Source organism: Comamonas sp. 17RB (assembly GCF_030056555.1).
GTDB lineage: Bacteria > Pseudomonadota > Gammaproteobacteria > Burkholderiales > Burkholderiaceae_C > Comamonas > Comamonas terrigena.
In genome coordinates, this window is record NZ_JASHHY010000002.1 from 392216 (window position 1) to 412370 (window position 20155).

The 20155-nt window shown below is 64.0% G+C and carries 19 protein-coding genes; 9 read left to right on the top strand and 10 right to left on the bottom strand.

Annotation, left to right across the window (positions count from 1 at the left end; all coding sequences use genetic code 11):
- Positions 1–9 precede the first annotated feature (9 nt).
- The 5 genes from QM470_RS05000 to QM470_RS05020 all read right to left on the bottom strand — a co-directional run bounded on the left by QM470_RS05000 (position 10) and on the right by QM470_RS05020 (position 6206).
- The gene (locus tag QM470_RS05000) at positions 10–1257 is read right to left on the bottom strand and encodes a molybdopterin molybdotransferase MoeA (RefSeq protein ID WP_283338429.1); all 1248 of its coding nucleotides are present in this window, start codon (positions 1255–1257) and stop codon (positions 10–12) included.
- Positions 1239–1814 (bottom strand): molybdopterin-guanine dinucleotide biosynthesis protein B, encoded by a 576-nt coding sequence (mobB, locus tag QM470_RS05005; protein WP_283338430.1) that lies wholly within the window; start codon positions 1812–1814, stop codon positions 1239–1241. The genes QM470_RS05000 and mobB overlap by 19 nt, the downstream gene beginning before the upstream one ends.
- 129 nt (positions 1815–1943) lie before the next feature.
- Positions 1944–3368, bottom strand: a complete 1425-nt coding sequence (gene thrC, locus QM470_RS05010; RefSeq protein WP_283338431.1) for a threonine synthase — start codon at positions 3366–3368, stop codon at positions 1944–1946.
- Positions 3369–3525: 157 nt separating this feature from the next.
- The gene (locus QM470_RS05015) at positions 3526–4860 is read right to left on the bottom strand and encodes a homoserine dehydrogenase (protein ID WP_066536988.1); all 1335 of its coding nucleotides are present in this window, start codon (positions 4858–4860) and stop codon (positions 3526–3528) included.
- 71 nt (positions 4861–4931) lie between these two features.
- Complete coding sequence (locus QM470_RS05020) at positions 4932–6206, bottom strand: pyridoxal phosphate-dependent aminotransferase (RefSeq protein ID WP_192334211.1); 1275 nt, start codon at positions 6204–6206, stop codon at positions 4932–4934.
- A 161-nt stretch (positions 6207–6367) separates the two neighbouring features.
- On the opposite strand from QM470_RS05020, the gene QM470_RS05025 reads away from it, so the two are divergent.
- The 4 genes from QM470_RS05025 (at position 6368) to QM470_RS05040 (ending at position 9800) form a co-directional block, all read left to right on the top strand.
- Positions 6368–6736 carry an Mth938-like domain-containing protein gene (locus QM470_RS05025; RefSeq protein ID WP_066536991.1) on the top strand — a complete coding sequence of 123 codons (369 nt, stop codon included), beginning with the start codon at positions 6368–6370 and terminating at the stop codon, positions 6734–6736.
- Between the two features lie 132 nt (positions 6737–6868).
- Entirely contained in the window at positions 6869–7357 is a 489-nt protein-coding gene (locus QM470_RS05030) for a peroxiredoxin (RefSeq protein ID WP_066536993.1), read from the top strand.
- A 163-nt stretch (positions 7358–7520) separates the two neighbouring features.
- Positions 7521–9392: a PhoH family protein gene (locus tag QM470_RS05035; protein WP_283338432.1), complete on the top strand. Its 1872-nt coding sequence runs from the start codon at positions 7521–7523 to the stop codon at positions 9390–9392.
- A 3-nt stretch (positions 9393–9395) separates the two neighbouring features.
- Positions 9396–9800 carry a hypothetical protein gene (locus QM470_RS05040; RefSeq protein WP_066536995.1) on the top strand — a complete coding sequence of 135 codons (405 nt, stop codon included), beginning with the start codon at positions 9396–9398 and terminating at the stop codon, positions 9798–9800.
- A gap of 188 nt (positions 9801–9988) precedes the next feature.
- Here QM470_RS05040 and dnaB read toward each other — a convergent pair whose 3' ends face one another.
- From dnaB to rpsF, 5 genes are all read right to left on the bottom strand, one after another.
- Positions 9989–11428, bottom strand: coding sequence for a replicative DNA helicase (gene dnaB, locus QM470_RS05045; RefSeq protein ID WP_066536996.1), 1440 nt, complete (start codon positions 11426–11428; stop codon positions 9989–9991).
- 289 nt (positions 11429–11717) lie between these two features.
- Positions 11718–12170, bottom strand: a complete 453-nt coding sequence (rplI, locus tag QM470_RS05050; protein ID WP_280014144.1) for a 50S ribosomal protein L9 — start codon at positions 12168–12170, stop codon at positions 11718–11720.
- 12 nt (positions 12171–12182) lie between these two features.
- The gene (rpsR, locus tag QM470_RS05055; protein WP_066536999.1) at positions 12183–12464 is read right to left on the bottom strand and encodes a 30S ribosomal protein S18; all 282 of its coding nucleotides are present in this window, start codon (positions 12462–12464) and stop codon (positions 12183–12185) included.
- Positions 12465–12482: 18 nt separating this feature from the next.
- Positions 12483–12773, bottom strand: coding sequence for a primosomal replication protein N (gene priB / locus QM470_RS05060; protein ID WP_066537001.1), 291 nt, complete (start codon positions 12771–12773; stop codon positions 12483–12485).
- Between the two features lie 29 nt (positions 12774–12802).
- The gene (gene rpsF, locus QM470_RS05065; RefSeq protein WP_066537003.1) at positions 12803–13165 is read right to left on the bottom strand and encodes a 30S ribosomal protein S6; all 363 of its coding nucleotides are present in this window, start codon (positions 13163–13165) and stop codon (positions 12803–12805) included.
- Positions 13166–13386: 221 nt separating this feature from the next.
- On the opposite strand from rpsF, the gene grpE reads away from it, so the two are divergent.
- From grpE to leuC, 5 genes are all read left to right on the top strand, one after another.
- Positions 13387–13935: a nucleotide exchange factor GrpE gene (gene grpE, locus QM470_RS05070; RefSeq protein WP_218333606.1), complete on the top strand. Its 549-nt coding sequence runs from the start codon at positions 13387–13389 to the stop codon at positions 13933–13935.
- A 92-nt stretch (positions 13936–14027) separates the two neighbouring features.
- On the top strand, positions 14028–15983 hold the full coding sequence (gene dnaK / locus QM470_RS05075) for a molecular chaperone DnaK (protein WP_280014142.1): 1956 nt from the start codon (positions 14028–14030) through the stop codon (positions 15981–15983).
- Between the two features lie 99 nt (positions 15984–16082).
- Positions 16083–17219 (top strand): molecular chaperone DnaJ, encoded by a 1137-nt coding sequence (gene dnaJ / locus QM470_RS05080; RefSeq protein ID WP_066537006.1) that lies wholly within the window; start codon positions 16083–16085, stop codon positions 17217–17219.
- A gap of 512 nt (positions 17220–17731) precedes the next feature.
- A complete protein-coding gene (locus QM470_RS05085; protein WP_066537015.1) occupies positions 17732–18682 on the top strand; it encodes a LysR family transcriptional regulator in 951 nt (316 codons plus the stop codon).
- Positions 18683–18723: 41 nt separating this feature from the next.
- Positions 18724–20145, top strand: coding sequence for a 3-isopropylmalate dehydratase large subunit (gene leuC / locus QM470_RS05090; protein WP_280014140.1), 1422 nt, complete (start codon positions 18724–18726; stop codon positions 20143–20145).
- The last annotated feature ends 10 nt before the right edge of the window (positions 20146–20155 follow it).

Below are 20155 nucleotides of genomic sequence, written 5' to 3' on the forward strand. Positions count from 1 at the left end.
GAATTGTCCTCAGAACCATTCCGAGAACGGAATGAAGCGCACGCGGTCACCGCGTGCAATCGGGGTCTGCGGCGGGTTGTCCACCACGCCATCGCCCCAGACGGCGCTGGTCAGCACGCCCGAGCTCTGGTTGCGGAAGATCTCCAGCCCGCCCTGGCCGTCGTGGCGCACGCGCAGGAATTCGCGGCGCTTGTCGGCCTTGGGCAGATCGAAATGGGCCACGGCCTCCACCGCACGCGGCGCCACCTCCTGCATGCCCTGCAGGCGCAGCACAAACGGTCGCACCAGCACCAGAAAGGTCATGAAGCTGGAGACCGGGTTGCCCGGCAGGCCCATGAAGTGGGCGCACCCGCCATCGGCCCGGCCGACCTTGCCATAGGCAAACGGCTTGCCGGGCTTCATGGCGATTTTCCACAGGCCCAGCTCGCCCAGTTGCTCCACGGCGGGCTTCACATGGTCTTCCTCGCCCACGGAGACACCGGCACTGGTCAGGATCAGGTCGCAGTCCTGGGCCGCGGTGTGCAGGGCCTGCACGGTCTGTGCACGGTCATCCGGCAGGATGCCGCCGTCCACCACCTCGCAACCCAGGCGCTGCAGCAGCGCGCGCAGAAAGTAGCGGTTGCTGTTGTAGATGCTGCCGGGCGGCATGTCCTGCGGCGCCACGCTGCCGGGCAGCACCAGTTCGTCGCCGGTGGAAAACAGGGCCACGCGCGGCCTGCGGGCCACGGGCAGCTGCGCCAGACCGATGCTGGCGGCCAAGCCCAGGGCCGGAGGCGTCAGCCGCGTGCCGGCGGCCAGGATGGTGCCGCCCAGGTCAATGTCTTCGCCCGCACGGCGGATGTGCTGGCCCGGCCTGGGGACAGCCTGGATGCGCACGCTGACACTGCCATCGGCGTTCTCCAGGGCTTCGCAGTCTTCCTGCATCAGCACGCAGTCCGCACCCGGTGGCACGGGGGCCCCGGTGAAGATGCGCGCGGCCGTGCCGGACAGCAGATCGGTGCCCACGTGGCCGGCGGGAATGCGCTGGCTCACCGGCAGCACCGTGCCGGGCGTGGGCACATCGGCCAGGCGCACTGCGTAGCCGTCCATGGCCGAATTGTCCTGCGGCGGCACCTGCAGGGCGGATACGCAATCCGACCACAGCACCCGGCCGTCGGCACTGAACAGATCGACCGATTCCGGGCCGTCCAGGCGCTGGGCCTGGGCCAGCACCGCAGCCAGTGCGTCGTCAAGGGAGGTCAAAGTCGGGGACTGCATGCAGTGCTTCCTTGGGCCGCAGCCCGGTATTCCAAACGGCTGGCATGCGCCAGCATCCAGTCCACGATGGCCGTGGGCTGGTTCAGGTCCAGCAGCGCCACGCTGGCCGGTGGTTGCTGGGGCAAGGCGGCCGGGTCATCGGTGGCCAGCGCCAGCACCTGCGGATCCTGCGGAAAGCGCAGCGCACGCGGTTTGCTGCCGGGCTCCGGCTGGCGCCACAGCTCGATCTTGGGCAGGTCGCCCTGCTTGAAGCCCTCCACCAGCACCCAGTCCACGCGCGGGTCCAGCTCGGCCAGCATGGCGTGCACATCCAGGTCCCGCGTCTCGCCGAATTCGCGCACCAGGGCCAGGCGCCGGTCACAGACCAGCAGCACCTCCTGGGCACCGGCCTGGCGGTGGCGCCAGCTGTCCTTGCCGGGGACGTCGATGTCCACATCATGGTGGGCATGCTTGACGCTGGACACCGTCTGCCCGCGCGCGCGCAGTTCGGCAATGATGCGTTCCAGCAGCGTGGTCTTGCCGGCGCCGGAGTAGGCGACAAAGCCAATGGCCTTCATGGTGGTGAGTATCGGTTTTGATAGCTACCTGCGCAATATGGGCTTGCGCTGGATCGCATCCTGAATCCAAAAGAAAAAAGCACCTGCAGCCAGGCTCCAGGTGCTTTTCAAGCTTAACGCTGCGCGGTGTTACTTGCAGTGTTCAGTGATAAAAGCCTTGACCTGGTCCACATCGGCAGCCATCACCACCACGCGCTTGGGCAGGTCTTCGATGCCGTCGAACTTGGCAGGACGGTCGGGCAGGCGGCCCAGCGCTTCTTCGATGGTCTCCGCAAACTTGATGGGCAAGGCGGTTTCCAGCACGATCATGGGCTCGGCCCCCAGGTGCTCGCGTGCCACCTTCACGCCGTCGGCGGTGTGGGTGTCGATCATCTGGCCAAAGCGCTCGAAGGTGTCCTTGATGGTGGCCAGGCGGTCGGCATGGGTGCTCTTGCCGCTCTCGAAACCATACTTGGCCTTGGCGCCCTGGAAGGCCGCATCCGCGCTCAGGTCGAACTTGCCGGCCTGGGCCACGCCTTCGGCGAACAGCTGCTTGGTGCGTGCGCCATCGCGACCGACCAGGTCGAACACAAAGCGCTCGAAGTTGCTGGCCTTGGAGATGTCCATCGAGGGGCTGGAGGTTTCGTAGGTGTTGGCCGCGCCACGCACCTGGTAGACGCCGGTGCGGAAGAACTCGTCCAGCACATCGTTCTCGTTCGTGGCCACCACCAGCTTGGCAATCGGCAGACCCATCTGGCGTGCCACATGGCCGGCGCAGATGTTGCCGAAGTTGCCGCTGGGCACGGTGAAGCTCACCTGCTCGCTGTTGCTGCGCGTGGCCTGCAGATAGCCCGCAAAGTAGTACACCACCTGGGCCAGCAGACGGGCCCAGTTGATGGAGTTGACGGTGCCGATCTTGTACTTGGCCTTGAAGGCGTGGTCGTTGGAGACCGCCTTGACGATGTCCTGGCAGTCGTCGAACACGCCTTCGATGGCGATGTTGTGGATGTTGGCATCCTGCAGGCTGAACATCTGCGCCTGCTGGAAGGGGCTCATGCGGCCATGGGGGCTGGTCATGAAGACGCGCACGCCCTGCTTGCCACGCATGGCGTATTCGGCCGCGCTGCCGGTGTCGCCGCTGGTGGCGCCCAGAATATTCAGCTCTTCACCGCGGCGGGCCAGTTCGTACTCGAACAGATTGCCCAGCAGCTGCATGGCCATGTCCTTGAAGGCCAGCGTGGGGCCGTTGGACAGGGCTTCGATGTGCAGCACGCCATCCAGCTGGCGCAGCGGCACGATGGCCTCGGTGCCAAAGACTTCCTTCGTATAGGTCTTGGCGCACAGGGCGCGCAGATCGTCGGCAGGAATGTCGTCGATGTACAGCGACAGGATCTCGAACGCCAGCGCGGCATAGCCCTGGGTGGCCAGCGTGGTGCGCAGCTGGGTCAGCTTGGCATCGTCGATCTGGGGGTACTGCACCGGCAGGTACAGGCCGCCATCGGGAGCCAGGCCTTCCAGCAGGATGTCGCAAAAGCGTTTGCGGTCGGCGTGACCGCGGGTGGACAGATAAAGCATGGTGCTTCCTTGTCAGAGGTCGGTAGCGCCGTGCACTACCGGAAAACAGGCTGGGCCCGGCCCAGAAGCGCCGGACCGGGGCGCCCCGCAGCGAAAGCGCCAGCCCCCTGCGGCACAGCCGGCACGGGGGCGGCGGCGCAGCCGCTCACGGGGAGAATCAGTTCAACTCTTCCTTGCGGATGCGGGTGATCGGTGCCAGCACGGTGGGCAGGCCCTGGATTTCGGCCAGTGCCTTGTCCATATCGCCTTCGCGCGTGTCGTGCGTCAGGATGATCAGATCGGTCTGGGTCGAGCCTTCGCCGCCCACTTCATCGGCTTCGCGCTGCAGCACGGCGTCGATGCTGATGCCGGTGTTGGCCAGCAGCGTGGTGATCTTGGCCAGGACTCCGGCTTCGTCGGCCACGCGGATGCGCAGGTAGTAGCTGGTGACCACGTCGGCCATGGGCAGCACCGGCAGTTCGCTGCCGGCGGCGGCCAGCGTGCTGCTCTGGAAGGCCAGGGCCGGCACGCGGTGGGCGGGGTCGGAACCGTCCATGCGGGCGATGTCCACCAGGTCGGCCACCACGGCGGAAGCCGTGGGCTCGGAGCCGGCGCCCTTGCCGTAGTACAGCGTGGTGCCGACGGCATCGCCGTTGACCACCACGGCGTTCATGGGGCCTTCCACGTTGGCGATCAGGCGCTTGGCCGGGATCAGGCTGGGGTGCACGCGCAGCTCGATGCCCTTGTCCGTGCGCTTGGTGATGCCCAGCAGCTTGATGCGGTAGCCCAGTTGCTCGGCGTACTTGATGTCGGCCGAAGACAGCTTGGTGATGCCTTCCACATAGGCCTTGTCGAACTGCACGGGGATGCCGAAGGCAATCGCGCTCATCAGGGTGGCCTTGTGGGCTGCGTCCACGCCTTCGATGTCGAAGGTGGGGTCGGCTTCGGCATAGCCCAGACGTTGCGCTTCCTTCAGCACCACATCGAAGTCCAGGCCCTTGTCACGCATTTCGGACAGGATGAAGTTGGTTGTGCCGTTGATGATGCCCGCCACCCACTGGATGGAGTTGGCGGTCAGGCCTTCGCGCAGCGCCTTGATGATGGGGATGCCACCGGCCACGGCCGCTTCATAGGCCACCATCACGCCCTTTTCGGCCGCTGCCTTGAAGATTTCCGTGCCGTGCACGGCCAGCAGCGCCTTGTTGGCGGTGACCACATGCTTGCCGGCCGCAATCGCTTCCAGCACCAGGGCCTTGGCAATGCCGTAGCCACCGATCAGCTCCACCACCACGTCGATGTCGGGGTTGGCGATGATCTCGCGCGCATCGCCCACCACCTTGGCAGCATCGCCCACCACGGCCTTGGCGCGCGTGGTATCCAAGTCGGCCACCATGGCAATCTCAATGCCACGACCCGCGCGACGGCGGATCTCTTCCTGGTTGCGCTGCAGCACGTTGAAAGTGCCGCTGCCCACGGTGCCAATGCCCAACAGGCCTACTTGGATCGGTTTCATAAGGTCTAACGATTACCAGTCAAAAGGGACTGCAGCGCTTACTGGAACTACGCATACAGCTATAAAAAAATTTATGCCACAGCCTTGCTGGGCTTGCCCGGCTTGACCAGCGCGAGCTTGTCGGTGCCGTGGCGCTGGCGGTACTTGGCCAGGAAGGCCGCCAGGCGGTTGATGGCTTCGCGCAGGTCCGCGTCGTGCGGCAGGAAGACGATGCGGAAATGGTCCGGGTGGGGCCAGTTGAAGCCCGTGCCCTGCACCAGCATGACCTTGGTTTCCTGCAGCGCTTCGAGGAAGAACTCCTGGTCGTCCTGGATGGGATAGACCGCCGGGTCCAGGCGCGGGAACATGTACAGCGCGCCCTGGGGCTTGACGCAGCTCACGCCCGGAATCGCATTGATCAGCTCCCAGGCCAGATCGCGCTGCACGCGCAGGCGGCCGCCCTCCTTCACCAGCGCGTCAATGCTCTGGTGGCCGCCCAGTGCCGTCTGCACGGCCCACTGGCCGGGCACGTTGGCGCACAGGCGCATGTTGGACAGCATGTTCAGGCCTTCGATGTAGTCCTTGGCGGGCTTCTTGTCGCCCGAGACCACCATCCAGCCCGCGCGGTAGCCGCAGCTGCGGTAGGCCTTGGACAGGGAGTTGAAGGTCAGCGTCAGCACATCGGTGGACAGGCCGGCCAGGGGGGTGTGCACGGCATCGTCGTACAGCACCTTGTCGTAGACCTCGTCGGCAAAGATCACCAGGCCATGCTCGCGGGCCAGGGCCACGATCTCGAGCAGCAGTTCCTTGGAGTACAGCGCGCCCGTGGGGTTGTTGGGATTGATGACCACGATGCCCTTGGTGCGCGGCGTGATCTTGGCGCGGATGTCGGCCATGTCGGGCATCCAGCCATTGCTCTCATCGCACATGTAGTGCACCGGCGTGCCGCCCGACAGGCTGGTCGCGGCAGTCCACAGCGGATAGTCGGGGGCCGGCAGCAGCATCTCGTCGCCGTTGTCCAGCAAGGCATTGGTGGCCATGCTGATCAGCTCGGAGGCGCCGTTGCCCAGGTAGATGTCGTCCAGCGTGACACCCTTGATGCCCTGGCGCTGGGTTTCGTGCATCACGGCCTTGCGGGCGGCGAAGATGCCTTTGCTGTCCGAATAGCCGGCCGAATTGGGCAGGTTGCGGATCATGTCCTGCTGGACCTCTTCCGGCGCATCGAAGCCGAACACCGCCAGATTGCCGATGTTGAGCTTGATGATCTTCTGGCCGTCTTCCTCCATCTTCTTCGCCGCGTCCATGATCGGCCCGCGGATGTCATAGCAGACGTTGGCTAACTTGGCAGATTTCTGGACGGTCTTCATGGGGAGGATTCCGAAGGGCTGGTTGGCGCCAAGGCGCGCCCGCGCCTCGGTGAAACCTATAATTTGACCACAGTTCCGCGCGTATGCCCCATGCAGGTGCGGAATGAGGCTGCGCCCGTTGGGACGGTGTGGCATCTTGAACGCAGAAGGAGCACCGACCCATGAAATTCCAGCCCGACAAATCCGACACCCTGACACTCACCGGCCACGGCAGCGGCTGGCTGGCCGTGGACCAGGTGCAGTTCACCAGCAGCATGCTGGTGGGCTCGAATGGCCTGCTGCAAGCCTGGAACTGCACCCGCTTCGAAGACCTGACGGCCGAGCACTTTGCGCTGCTGGCCGAACAGCCGGTGGAAGTGGTGATCTTTGGCAGCGGCGCCAAGCTGCGTTTTGTGCCGCCCGCCTGGCTGGCCCCGCTGACGGCCAAGCGCATCGGCGTGGAAACCATGGGTACTCCGGCCGCCTGCCGCACCTATAACGTTTTGTCACAAGAAGGCCGGCCGGTGCTCGCAGCCCTACTCGTGGAGTAGGCTCCTGAGCGGATTCCCTTTTTGAAGCGAATCAGGGTAAAATCGCAGGTTGCGGTCGGGGGCTTACCGAGTTCAAAGCAGCACACCCATACCCTCGGCTTTTTAACGTCCACATCCGAGAGATAGAAGCGCATGGCGATCGTTGTCAACAAACCCCTTCCTGAATTTGAAGCCAACGCAACCGGTGGGATCAAGGTATCCAACACTTCCCATACGGGCCAGATCCTGATCCTGTATTTCTACCCCAAGGACAATACGCCTGGTTGTACCACGGAAGCAATGCAGTTCCGCGATAAGTACAAGGATTTCGAGAAGGCCGGCGCCGCGGTGTTTGGCGTGTCGCGCGACAACATGAAGTCCCATGACGACTTCAAGGAAAAGCTCGAGCTGCCGTTCGAGCTGATCGCCGACACCGAAGAAAAAATGTGCCACATGTTCGGCGTGGTCAAGAACAAGATCATGTACGGCAAAAAGGTCAAGGGCATCGAGCGCTCCACCTTCCTGGTCGGCCCCGACGGCCTGCTGGTGCAGGAGTGGCGCGGCCTGAAGGTCCCCGGCCACGTGGACGAAGTCCTCAAGGCCGTCAAGGGCCTCAAAGCAGCCATCAAAAAGGCCGCTTGATCCACTGGCATTCCGGCGGCCGATCTGGGCCGCCAGATGTGCATAATGGGCCCATGCGTTTGAGCTGTGTGCCCTGCATTTCTTTCCTCCCTACCAAAGCCGCTTGGGTCAGCGATCCGGCGGCTTTGTGCTTTTCTAGCCCTGAAAACAAGGCCTGAACACCATGCCCCTGCCTCCCGCACCGACTCGCCGCGCCTCCCGGCTCGCCAAGGAAGCCTTTGATGCGCCGCTGCGCACCACAAAGCGTGCGGCAGCCGCCCTCGCAGAAGTGGCCGATGACGACGCCATCCAGCCCGCCGCGCCCATGCAGGCCGCGCCTGCAGCCCCCGCCCGGGCGCGCAAGGGCAGCGCCAAGACATCCCCTCAGAACAGCAACCCCCAGGTCAGCAGCGCCACCGCAGCGGCCGCCCAGAGCCTGGCCCGCCAGCGCGCCGCGCTGCTGAGCCCGGCCCCGACCGCACCGGTCACACCAGCCGCACCCGCAGGCAAGCCGGCTGTGCCGGCCACCACCGCCCGCGCCGCCGCCGAGCCGACCCCAGCACCGGCCGCCAAGCGCAGCACGCGCAAGCCCGCAGCCAGCACCGCGCCCAGCGCCGTGACCGACAGCCCGGCCCGCACCAGCAAAAAGCAGCGCGTGGGCCAGAGCACGCTGTTTGTGCTGGACACCAATGTGCTGCTGCACGACCCCAGCAGCCTGTTCCGCTTCCAGGAACACGACATCTTCCTGCCCATGGTGGTGCTGGAAGAGCTGGATGCCCACAAGAAGGGCATGACCGAAGTGGCCCGCAACGGCCGCCAGGTCAGCCGCACCCTGGATGCCCTGGTCGCCGCACAGGAAAACGCCGACCTGGGCTCCGGCCTGCGCCTGGATGCCACGGGCAACAAGGGCAGCACCGGCCACCTGTACTTCCAGACCGAACCGCTGGACTACCAACTGCCCACCAGCCTGCCGCAAGGCAAGGCCGACAACCAGATCCTGGGCGTGGTCGAAGCCCTGCGCAGCCACAAGAAAGGCCAGCAGGAAGTAGTGCTGGTGTCCAAGGACATCAATATGCGCGTCAAGGCGCGCGCCCTGGGCCTTCCGGCCGAGGACTACCAGAACGACAAGGCCCTGGACGATGGCGATCTGCTGTACTCCGGCGCCCTGGCCCTGCCCGCCGACTTCTGGGACAAGGGCGGCAAGCAGGTGGAAAGCTGGCAGGAAAGCGGCCGCAGCTTCTACCGCATCACCGGCAGCTTTGCGCAGCAGCTGATGATCAACCAGTTCGTCTACTACGAAGCCCCGGGCGCCCCCAGCCTGTATGCGCGCGTGGTCGAGATCCGCGACAAGACGGCCGTGCTGGAGACGCTCAAGGACTACGGCAGCAGCAAGCACGCTGTCTGGGGCGTGAACACCCGCAACCGTGAGCAGAACTTCGCCATGAACCTGCTGATGGATCCCGAGGTGGACTTTGTCACCCTCACCGGCACCGCCGGCACCGGCAAGACGCTGATGGCCCTGGCCGCCGGCCTCACACAGGTGCTGGACGAGCGCCGCTACACCGAGATCATCATGACCCGTGCCACGGTGAGCGTGGGCGAGGACATCGGTTTCCTGCCCGGCACCGAGGAAGAGAAGATGGGCCCCTGGATGGGCGCCCTGGACGACAACCTGGAGTTCCTGGCCAAGGGCGACGGCGGCAACCCCGGCGAATGGGGCCGCGCGGCCACCAACGAGCTGATCCGCAGCCGCATCAAGATCAAGAGCATGAACTTCATGCGTGGCCGTACCTTCCTGAACAAGTACGTCATCATCGACGAGGCACAGAACCTGACGCCCAAGCAGATGAAGACCTTGATCACCCGCGCCGGCCCCGGCACCAAGATCATCTGCATGGGCAATCTGGCCCAGATCGACACGCCCTACCTGACAGAAGGCTCGTCCGGCCTGACGTTTGCCGTGGACCGCTTCAAGGGCTGGCCGCACAGCGGCCACATCCAGCTGGCGCGCGGCGAACGCTCGCGCCTGGCGGACTTTGCCAGCGAGGTGCTGTAAGCCATGGCCATCGGTTGGGTTTCCGCGCTGAAGCTGGTGCCCTGGGGCGATGTCATCCAGGCAGCGCCCCATGTGCTCAAGGCCGCCAAGGGGCTGCTGAACAAGTCGCCGGCCGAAGGCGGCGGTGATGCCGCCGTGGCGCCCAGCGCACCGGCCGGCATCGCCCTGCCCGCCCAGAATGCGGGCGAGCTGGCACTGCAGCATGTGGCCCAGCTGGAAGCCCGCGTGGCCCAGCTGGAGCAGGCCCAGCACGCCTCCGCCCAGCTGATCGAGCAGATGGCCGAGCAGCAGTCCCAGATCGTGCAGACCGTGGGCCTGCTGCGCACCGGTGCCACCCGCCTGGCCTGGGCCTGCGGCGTGCTCGGTGTGGTGGTGATCGGCCTGCTGATCCAGGTGCTGCGCAGCTAGGCTGCGCAACGGACGGCCGGGACAAAAACCCGCCGACCCATATCTATAAATACCCCGCCGGAGTCCACCGGGGGTATGCATAGAAAGAAGCAGGACTGAACGCTCCTGCACCGACCGCAACAAAAAGGCCTTGCCAACCGGCAAGGCCTTTTTTCATGGACAGGGTCCGGGTACGGACGGCTGCGGCCTCAGTAGTCGCTGCTGGTGCTGTAGTCCATGGCCAGGTTTTCGAAGCGGGTCTGGTTCTTCTGGAAGAAGAGCTTCACCGTACCCGTGGGGCCGTTACGCTGCTTGCCGATGATGACCTCGGCAATGTTCGGCTCCTTGCTGTCCTTGTTGTAGTAGTCGTCGCGGTAGATGAACATGATGATGTCCGCATCCTGCTCGATGGCGCCCGATTCACGCAGGTCGGACATCATGGGGCGCTTGTCGGTGCGCTGCTCCACCGAACGGTTCAGCTGCGACAGCGCAATCACCGGGCACTGCAGCTCCTTGGCCAGCATCTTCAGGCCCCGGGAAATTTCGCCCAGCTCCGTGGCCCGGTTGTCGGCACTGCCCGCTCCGGAGCCGCTCATCAGCTGCAAATAGTCCACCACGATCAGACCCAGCTTGCCACACTGGCGCGCCAGGCGGCGGGCGTTGGCACGCAGCTCGGACGGGGTCAGACCCGGGGTTTCGTCAATGTGCAGGCTCACCGTGCGCAGGCGTTCGATGGCTTCGGTCAGGCGCGGCCACTCTTCATCGGTCAGCTTGCCGGTACGCAGATTGCCCTGATTCACCTTGCCGATGGAACCCACGATACGCACCGCCAGCTGGGCGGCCCCCATTTCCATGGAGAAGATGGCGACCGGCAGGCCTTCGTTCAGTGCCACATGCTCGGCAATGTTCACCGCGAACGAGGTCTTGCCCATGGACGGACGCGCGGCCAGCACCACCATGTCGCCAGCCTGCAGACCCGATGTCATACGGTCCAGATCGGCAAAGCCCGTGGGCACGCCGGTCACATCCATGGGGTTGTCGGCCATCTCCTGCACCTGGTCCAGCAGGTTCACCACCAGGGTGTCCAGCGACTGGAAGCCCTGCTTCATGCGTGAGCCTTCTTCCCCGATGGCAAAGATCTTCTGCTCGGCCTCATCCAGCACCCGCTCCACAGGCTTGCCCTGGGGATTGAAGGCATTGGTGGCAATCTCGTCGCTGGCCGTCACCAGCTTGCGCAGGATGGCGCGCTCGCGCACGATTTCCGCGTAGCGGCGGATGTTGGTGGCGCTGGGCACGTACTGGGCCAGCTGGTTCAGATACAGCAGACCGCCGATTTCCTCGGCCTTGCCCATGCCCTGCAGGTGCTCGTACACCGTGATCACGTCCGCCGGCTTGGAGGCGTTGATCATCTTGCCAATGGCTTCAAAGATCAGCTGGTGCTCGTGGCGGTAGAAATCATTGTCCTTGAGCAGGTCACCCACGCGGTCCCAGGCGTTGTTGTCGAGCAGCAGGCCGCCCAGCACCGAGGACTCGGACTCCAGCGAGTGCGGGGGCACCCGCAGCTGCGCCACCTGCTGGTCCGCCACACCCGAACCGGCAGGGGCGCCAAAAACATCATCGGTATCCAGGGGTGGCATCACAGAAGACATGGGGTTCCCAAACAATCAAGCCCTTGATCGTAGCGCCATGGCAGCGCCGCGTCACGGAGAGTCATCCCGCGCAGGCGGGTGACAGGGGTGCTGCGCACCACACGGCCCGCCCAGGCGCAACCGCATGGCACACCGCAGCAGCCCCGGAATCAGGAGCTGCCTGCGCACGGCAGGCCTGCATGGCCGGCCCTTGCGCAGGAAATGTGCACGCGACCCACCTGGGCCGCAGAAAACACAAAAGCCGCCCAAAGGCGGCTTTTGGTGACAGATCGAAAAGATCCGCGAAAGCTTAGGCGTGGTCGCCGGCCACTTCCACGCTCACTTCCACGACCACGTCGGTGTGCAGAGCCACTTCCACGGTAGAAGCAGACACGGTCTTGATGGGACCGTTGGGCATGCGCACTTGGGACTTGACCACTTCAAAGCCTTGGGCCTTCAGGGCTTCAGCGATGTCGGCGTTGGTCACGGAACCAAACAGACGGCCATCCACGCCAGCCTTTTGCGACAGCTTCACGGTCGTGCCGTTCAGCTTTTCGCCGGAAGCCTGGGCAGCAGCCAGCTTTTCAGCAGCAGCCTTTTCCAGTTCAGCGCGCTTAGCTTCGAATTCAGCCTTGGCTGCTTCGGTAGCGCGACGAGCGCGGCCAGCGGGGATCAGGAAGTTACGTGCGTAACCGTCCTTGACCTTGACGATTTCACCCAGGTTACCCAGGTTCACAACCTTGTCGAGCAGAATGATTTGCATGGTTCGTGCTCCTTAGATCTTGTGCTGGTCGCTGTACGGCAGCATGGCCAGGAAGCGAGCGCGCTTGATGGCAGTGTTCAGCTGACGTTGGTAGATGGCGCGCGTGCCGGTCAGGCGTGCGGGGATGATCTTGCCGTTTTCGGCGATGAAGTCACGCAGGGTGTCGACATCCTTGTAGTCGATTTCGACCACACCAGCCACGGTGAAGCGGCAGAAGCGCTTGCGCTTGAACAGCAGCGACTGGTTGTTGCGCTTGGGGCGCTTGTCTTTGTTGAATTTCTTGAACGTGGCCATTGCTGGACCTCTTGAAAATTAATTTTGTTGAATGTCTTGGATGTGAAGCACCACAGTCTTGCTGTTGCGCGGCGTGGCCAGAAAGCCCTGGAACTTCCAGCTGCTTCCCAGTGCCTGGCGGGCGAGACGCTCTGCCAGCGCACCGAAGGCCACCGCCTTCACCATCGCCTGAACCTTGCGGGCATTGCCGGCTTCTTGCTGCTGCGACTCGTGTTCGAGGCGCATATCCAAAGCGGGCAATCCGGCGGGCGTGTAGCGCAGGGGCTGAACCTCGGCGATACAGGCGGTCAAGGCAACGTGGTTTTCCACTCCCAAGGGATCAGTGACTACCGGGCAGCTTAGGCTTGTTCAGCTTGGCTGGCCTTGCGGGCTTCTTCACGCTCGACGGTCTTCATCATCGAAGAAGGAGCCGTATCGGCGTTCTTCTTTTGAACCGTCAGGTGACGCAGCACGGCGTCGTTGAACTTGAAGGCATGCTCCAGCTCAGCCATCACAGCCTGGTCGGCTTCGATGTTCAGGCACAGGTAGTGGGCCTTGGCGAGCTTGTTGATCATGTAGGCCAGCTGACGACGGCCCCAGTCTTCTTCACGGTGCACCTTACCGCCGCCGGCGGCAATCATGCCCTTGTAGCGCTCCAGCATGGCTGGAACTTGTTCGCTTTGATCCGGGTGGATCAACAAAATGATTTCGTAATGACGCATGAAAACTCCCTTTTGGGTTAGGCCCCCCGCTGCGTCCTGAAGCGGTGTGGCAAGGCAAAGCGTGCAATTATAGACTTAGGCGTTTTCCCTGTACAGTGGCGGCTGGCAAAAAACCGTCTGCCGCGATGGGGACATTGGTTTTCCGGGGAACTTTCCCTTGAAATCCGGCACACCGACCCCACGGTAGAAGGTATCTTCACCATTCACTGACCACTGCACCCATGTCCGATCAGAACACCAACACCCTACCGGCCGACGCTTCCCCCGAGGAAATGGAGGCCGCGCTGGCCGCCCATGCCGCCGGCGAAATGGACCGTCTGCAGGCGGAGCTGGCCGAGCTGAAAGCCAAGAGTGCAGAACTGGCTGACCAGTTCCTGCGCGCCAAGGCCGAGGCCGAGAACGCCCGCCGCCGCGCCGAAGAAGAAGTCGCCAAGGCGCGCAAGTTCGGCATCGAAAGCTTTGCCGAAAGCCTGCTGCCCGTGATCGACAGCCTGGACGCGGCCCTGGCCATCCAGAACGCCACCCCCGAGCAACTGCGCGAAGGCTCGGACGCCACGCTGCGCCAACTGGTCCACGCGCTGGAGCGCAACAAGGTGGTGACCATCAATCCGGAAGCCGGCGCCAAGTTCGACCCGCACCAGCACCAGGCCATCTCCATGGTGCCTGCCGAGCAGGAAGCCAACACCATTGTGGGCGTGCTGCAAAAAGGCTACCTGATTGCCGACCGCGTGCTGCGCCCGGCCCTGGTCACCGTGGCCGCCCCCAAGTAAGCAAAAAAAGACCCTACTGGCTTGAAGACCGGGAATACATCCCTAGCTACCAACCAGTCCACCAAATATTTCACCAATTCGGAGCCTCAAAAATGGGAAAAATCATCGGTATTGACCTGGGCACGACCAACAGCTGCGTTGCCATCATGGAAGGCAACACCACCAAGGTCATCGAAAACAGCGAAGGTGCCCGCACCACGCCGTCCATCATCGCCTACCAAGAAGACGGCGAAATCCTGGTCGGTGCTTCGGCCAAGCGCCAGGCCGTCACCAACCCCAAGAACACGATCTACGCCGCCAAGCGCCTGATCGGCCGCAAGTTCGACGAGAAGGAAGTGCAAAAGGACATCAACCTGATGCCTTTTGAAATCGTCAAGGCCGACAACGGCGACGCCTGGGTGCAAGTGCGCGACCAGAAGCTGGCACCGCCCCAGATCTCCGCAGAAGTGCTGCGCAAGATGAAGAAGACCGCCGAGGACTACCTGGGCGAAGCCGTGACCGAAGCCGTGATCACGGTGCCGGCCTACTTCAACGACGCACAGCGCCAGGCCACCAAGGACGCCGGCCGCATCGCCGGTCTGGAAGTCAAGCGCATCATCAACGAACCCACTGCCGCAGCCCTGGCCTTCGGCCTGGACAAGACCGGCAAGGGCGACCGCAAGATCGCCGTGTATGACCTGGGTGGCGGTACGTTCGACGTGTCCATCATCGAAATCGCTGACGTGGACGGCGAAAAGCAGTTCGAAGTGCTGTCGACCAACGGCGACACCTTCCTGGGCGGCGAAGACTTCGACCAGCGCATCATCGACTACATCATCGGCGAGTTCAAGAAGGAACAGGGCGTGGACCTGTCCAAGGACGTGCTGGCCCTGCAGCGCCTGAAGGAAGCTGCCGAAAAGGCCAAGATCGAGCTGTCCAGCTCGGCCGCCACCGACATCAACCTGCCCTACATCACCGCAGACGCTTCGGGTCCCAAGCACCTGAACATCAAGCTGACCCGCGCCAAGCTGGAAAGCCTGGTGGAAGAGCTGATCGAGCGCACCATCGCTCCTTGCCGCACCGCCATCAAGGATGCCGGCATTGCCGTGTCCGACATCGACGACATCATCCTGGTCGGCGGCATGAGCCGCATGCCCAAGGTGCAGGAAAAGGTCAAGGAATTCTTCGGCAAGGATCCCCGCAAGGACGTAAACCCTGACGAAGCCGTGGCCGTGGGCGCTGCCGTGCAAGGCCAGGTGCTGGGCGGCGAACGTTCCGACGTGCTGCTGCTGGACGTGACCCCGCTGTCCCTGGGTATCGAAACCCTGGGCGGTGTCATGACCAAGATGATCACCAAGAACACCACCATCCCGACCAAGTTCGCCCAGACCTTCTCCACCGCCGACGACAACCAGCCGGCCGTGACCATCAAGGTCTACCAAGGCGAGCGCGAGATGGCTTCGGGCAACAAGCTGCTGGGTGAATTCAACCTGGAAGGCATTCCGCCCGCAGCCCGTGGCGTTCCCCAGATCGAAGTGGCGTTCGACATCGACGCCAACGGCATCTTGAACGTCTCGGCCAAGGACAAGGCGTCCGGCAAGGAAAACAAGATCACCATCAAGGCCAACTCCGGTCTGTCCGAAGATGAGATCCAGCAGATGGTCAAGGATGCGGAACTGAACGCAGCCGAAGACAAGAAGAAGCTGGAAATCATCCAGGCCCGCAACCAGGGTGAAGCCACCATCCACAGCGTCAAGAAGAGCCTGACCGAGCACGGTGACGCACTGGACGCCGGCGAGAAGGAAAAGATCGAAGCCGCCATCAAGGACCTGGAAGAAGCCCTCAAGGGTGACGACAAGGCCGCGATCGACGACAAGACCAACGCCCTGATGACCGCCAGCCAGAAGCTGGGCGAGAAGATGTACGCTGACGCCCAGGCTGCCCAAGCCGCAGCGGCCGGTGCCGCAGGCGCCACCGGTGCCGAATCGGCTGCCGGCGCACAGCAGGCTTCCGCCAATGCCAGCGACGACGACATCGTTGACGCCGAAGTCAAGGAAGTCAAAAAGTAATTTGATGCAGTAGAGCGGCCGCACGGCCCGCCTGCCGCCGCGCCGGACCCTGGTTTCAGGGCTTGCGCGGCGTTCCTGTTCTGAAGGACCCCACCACTCATGTCCAAACGCGACTATTACGAGGTTCTGGGCGTTGCCAAGACCGCCTCGGACGATGAAATCAAGAAGGCCTACCGCAAGCTGGCCATGAAGTTCCACCCTGACCGCAACCAGGGGGACCAGGCCAAGGAAGCCGAAGAAAAGTTCAAGGAGGTCAAAGAGGCCTACGAGATGCTTTCCGACGGCCAGAAGCGCGCGGCCTACGACCAGTACGGCCACGCCGGCGTGGACCCCAACCGCGGCATGGGCGGCGGTGCGGAAGGCTTTGGCGGTTTCGCCGAAGCGTTTGGCGACATCTTTGGCGACATGTTCGGCCAGAGCCGTGGCGGCCAGGGTCGCGGCGGACGACAGGTCTACCGTGGCAACGACCTGAGCTACGGCATGGAAATCACGCTGGAAGAAGCGGCCAAGGGCAAGGATGCCCAGATCCGCATCCCCAGCTGGGAAAGCTGCGACACCTGCCACGGCAGCGGCGCCAAGCCCGGCACCCAGCCCAAGACCTGTACCACCTGCGGTGGCCAGGGCTCGGTGCAGATGCGCCAGGGCTTCTTCAGCGTGCAGCAGACCTGCCCGCACTGCCGCGGCACGGGCAAGATCATTCCCGAGCCCTGCACCAGCTGCCACGGCCAGGGCAAGCTCAAGAAGCAGAAGACGCTGGAAGTCAAGATTCCCGCCGGCATCGACGACGGCATGCGCATCCGCAGCGTCGGCAACGGCGAGCCCGGCACCAATGGCGGGCCGGCGGGCGATCTGTACATCGAGATCCGCATCAAGAAGCACGACATCTTCGAGCGCGACGGTGACGATCTGCACTGCCAGGTGCCGGTGAGCTTCATCACCGCCGCCCTGGGTGGCGAGATCGAAGTGCCCACGCTGCAGGGCAAGGCTGCGATCGACATCCCCGAAGGCACCCAGGCCGGCAAGCAGTTCCGTCTGCGCGGCAAGGGCATCAAGGGCGTGCGCTCCAGCTACCCCGGCGATCTGTACTGCCACATCGTGGTGGAAACCCCCGTCAAGCTGACCGAGCACCAGCGCAAGCTGCTGCGCGAGCTGGAAGACTCGCTCAAGAAAGGCGGCTCGCGCCATTCGCCCAGCGGCAGCAGCTGGACCGACAAGCTCAAGAGCTTCTTCAGCTGATTGCGCCATTGCGCTATTGCGTGATCACGCGATGGCGGCGCACCGCGCACACCACAGAAAACGCAGCCCTCAGGCTGCGTTTTTTTATGCCCTGCAGCAATTCCCCTGCGGCGACACCGGCTGCAGTGCCTCCCCTCCCGGGTGGTTAGCACGCCACATGCTCCGTTTCTTCGACACCCCTTTGGCGCCGCCCTCGACACGCCGTGGGTGCCGTCCACGGGCACTTTCGTCCTGGTACGGCGGCGCGACCTGGCCTTGCGCGCACCCCCATGTACCGCCGCCCTGTGCCTACCGCCTTGATTTGACTGGAAAAAGCAGCGCAGACGGCGGCCCTCCACGCTCGCGCGGCGTCGGCTACGGGTCGCCACGCCACGCAGCCCGCGCCAACCGCGAAGGCGGCCTGCACCGCCGGCCACACAAGACATCGCATTTGACGATGACTAAGCGGTGATTTACCATGGAAAATCCCCAACACTTCTCCAAACGAGAAGATAAAACGACTCTCCCCCACCATGAGAAATTCCGAGCGCAGTTTTGCGCGACGCATCGACCTGACATCGCTGCAGCTGTTTGTCGCAGTCTGCGAACTGGGCAGCATCGGCCGTGCGGCCGAACGCGAATACATTGCCGCCTCCGCCGTCAGCAAACGCCTGTCCGACCTGGAAGCCGCGGTCGACACCGCCCTGCTCTACCGCCACAGCCGTGGCGTCACCCTCACCCCGGCCGGCGAAAGCCTGCTGCACCATGCCCGCAACGTGCTGTACGGGCTGGAGCGCATGCAGGGCGAGCTCAGCGAATACGCCGAAGGCGTGCGCGGCCATGTGCGCATGCACGCCAACATCTCGGCCATCGTGCAGTTCCTGCCGGAAGACCTGGGCGCTTTTGCCAAGGAACACAGCCAGATCAAGATCGATCTGCAGGAGCACCTGAGCCCCGACGTGATCAGCGCCGTGGCCGAAGGCACGGCCGACATCGGCATCTGCTCGTTGGCTTCCGGCAGCGACAACGGATTGCAAAGCCGTCCTTACCGCAACGACCGCCTGGTGCTGGTCTGCCCCGACCACCACCCGCTGGCCGAACGTGAAAACGTGGCCTTTGACGAGGTGCTGGACTGGGACGTGGTGGGTCTGCACGGAGGCAGCTCCATCAGCCTGGCCATGCGCGGCGCCGCTGCCCGCGCGGGCCAGCCGCTGCACCAGCGCATCCAGGTGACCAGCCTGGACGCCATGTGCCGCATGATCGACAACGGCCTGGGCGTGGGCCTGATTCCGGACCGCGCCTTCGAGCTGATGCACGGTGTGGGCCAGTTGCGCGCCGTGCCGCTGACCGATGCCTGGGCGCAGCGCATGCTCAGCCTGGTCGCCCGCGACTTCGACACCTTGCCGGTGACGGCGCGCCTGCTGGTGGAACACCTGAGCCGGTCCGCCCCGCAAGTGCCACAGGCCTTGCAGGCAACTCCCTAGAATCCACCGATTTCAAAAAACCCAACGACCACGAGAACACCATGGGACGCACCCTCTACGACAAGATTTTTGACGAGCACGTCATTCATACCGAAGAAGACGGCACCTCCATCCTCTACATCGACCGCCACCTGGTGCACGAAGTGACCAGCCCCCAGGCCTTCGAAGGTCTGCGCGTGGCCGGTCGTCCGCTGTGGCGCACCAGCTCGGTGGTGGCCACGGCCGACCACAACACCCCGACCACCGGCTGGGAACGCGGCTACGACGGCATTGAAGACCCGATCAGCAAAGAGCAGATCGTCACCCTGAACAGCAACATCGCCGAATTCGGCGCTGCGGCCTTCTTCCCCTTCATGGACAAGGGCCAGGGCATCGTCCACGTGATGGGCCCCGAGCAAGGCGCCACCCTGCCCGGCATGACCGTGGTCTGCGGCGACAGCCACACCTCCACCCACGGCGCATTCGGCGCGCTGGCCCACGGCATCGGCACCTCCGAGGTCGAACACGTGATGGCCACCCAGACCCTGCTGGCCAAGAAGGCCAAGAACATGCTGGTGCAGGTCAACGGCAAGGTCGCTCCCGGCATCACCGCCAAGGACATCGTGCTGGCCATCATCGGCAAGATCGGCACCGCCGGCGGCACGGGCTACACCATTGAGTTTGCCGGCGAAGCCATCCGCGACCTGAGCGTGGAAGGCCGCATGACCGTCTGCAACATGGCCATCGAAGGCGGCGCCCGCGCCGGTCTGGTGGCGGTGGACGACAAGACCATTGCCTACGTGAAAGGCCGTCCGCTGGCGCCCACCGGCGCCGAATGGGATGCCGCCGTGACCTACTGGAAGACGCTGCATTCCGACGCCGACGCCAAGTTCGACCGCGTGGTGGAACTGCATGGCCCCGACATCGTGCCGCAGGTGACCTGGGGCACCTCGCCCGAGATGGTGCTGGGCATTGACGCCCGCGTGCCCGATCCCGACAAGGAAAAGGACAGCAACAAGCGTGGCGCCATCGAACGCGCGCTGACCTATATGAACCTGGAACCCGGCAAGCCGCTGAACGACATCTTTGTCGACAAGGTGTTCATCGGCTCCTGCACCAACAGCCGCATCGAAGACATGCGCGAAGCGGCAGCCGTGGTGAAGAAGCTGGGCCAGAAAGTGGCCAAGAACATCAAGCTGGCCATGGTGGTGCCCGGCTCGGGCCTGGTCAAGGAACAGGCCGAACGCGAAGGCCTGGACCAGATCTTCAAGGCCGCCGGCTTTGAATGGCGCGAACCCGGCTGCTCGATGTGCCTGGCGATGAATGCCGACCGCCTGGAGCCCGGCGAGCGCTGCGCTTCGACGTCCAACCGCAACTTCGAAGGCCGCCAGGGCGCCGGGGGCCGCACCCACCTGGTCAGCCCGGCCATGGCGGCGGCAGCCGCCATCCACGGCCACTTCGTCGACATCCGCAAGTTCGCCTGATACCACCGAC

Coding starts and splice junctions, on each gene's coding strand:
- rplI (WP_280014144.1), bottom strand. CDS start 12,170: ATGCAAATCATTCTGCTCGACAAGGTTGTGAACCTGGGTAACCTGGGT.
- leuC (WP_280014140.1), top strand. CDS start 18,724: ATGGGACGCACCCTCTACGACAAGATTTTTGACGAGCACGTCATTCAT.
- dnaK (WP_280014142.1), top strand. CDS start 14,028: ATGGGAAAAATCATCGGTATTGACCTGGGCACGACCAACAGCTGCGTT.
- QM470_RS05085 (WP_066537015.1), top strand. CDS start 17,732: ATGAGAAATTCCGAGCGCAGTTTTGCGCGACGCATCGACCTGACATCG.
- QM470_RS05015 (WP_066536988.1), bottom strand. CDS start 4,860: ATGAAACCGATCCAAGTAGGCCTGTTGGGCATTGGCACCGTGGGCAGC.
- mobB (WP_283338430.1), bottom strand. CDS start 1,814: ATGAAGGCCATTGGCTTTGTCGCCTACTCCGGCGCCGGCAAGACCACG.
- rpsF (WP_066537003.1), bottom strand. CDS start 13,165: ATGCGTCATTACGAAATCATTTTGTTGATCCACCCGGATCAAAGCGAA.
- thrC (WP_283338431.1), bottom strand. CDS start 3,368: ATGCTTTATCTGTCCACCCGCGGTCACGCCGACCGCAAACGCTTTTGC.
- QM470_RS05040 (WP_066536995.1), top strand. CDS start 9,396: ATGGCCATCGGTTGGGTTTCCGCGCTGAAGCTGGTGCCCTGGGGCGAT.
- QM470_RS05025 (WP_066536991.1), top strand. CDS start 6,368: ATGAAATTCCAGCCCGACAAATCCGACACCCTGACACTCACCGGCCAC.
- dnaB (WP_066536996.1), bottom strand. CDS start 11,428: ATGTCTTCTGTGATGCCACCCCTGGATACCGATGATGTTTTTGGCGCC.
- dnaJ (WP_066537006.1), top strand. CDS start 16,083: ATGTCCAAACGCGACTATTACGAGGTTCTGGGCGTTGCCAAGACCGCC.
- QM470_RS05020 (WP_192334211.1), bottom strand. CDS start 6,206: ATGAAGACCGTCCAGAAATCTGCCAAGTTAGCCAACGTCTGCTATGAC.
- QM470_RS05035 (WP_283338432.1), top strand. CDS start 7,521: ATGCCCCTGCCTCCCGCACCGACTCGCCGCGCCTCCCGGCTCGCCAAG.
- grpE (WP_218333606.1), top strand. CDS start 13,387: ATGTCCGATCAGAACACCAACACCCTACCGGCCGACGCTTCCCCCGAG.
- rpsR (WP_066536999.1), bottom strand. CDS start 12,464: ATGGCCACGTTCAAGAAATTCAACAAAGACAAGCGCCCCAAGCGCAAC.
- QM470_RS05000 (WP_283338429.1), bottom strand. CDS start 1,257: ATGCAGTCCCCGACTTTGACCTCCCTTGACGACGCACTGGCTGCGGTG.
- QM470_RS05030 (WP_066536993.1), top strand. CDS start 6,869: ATGGCGATCGTTGTCAACAAACCCCTTCCTGAATTTGAAGCCAACGCA.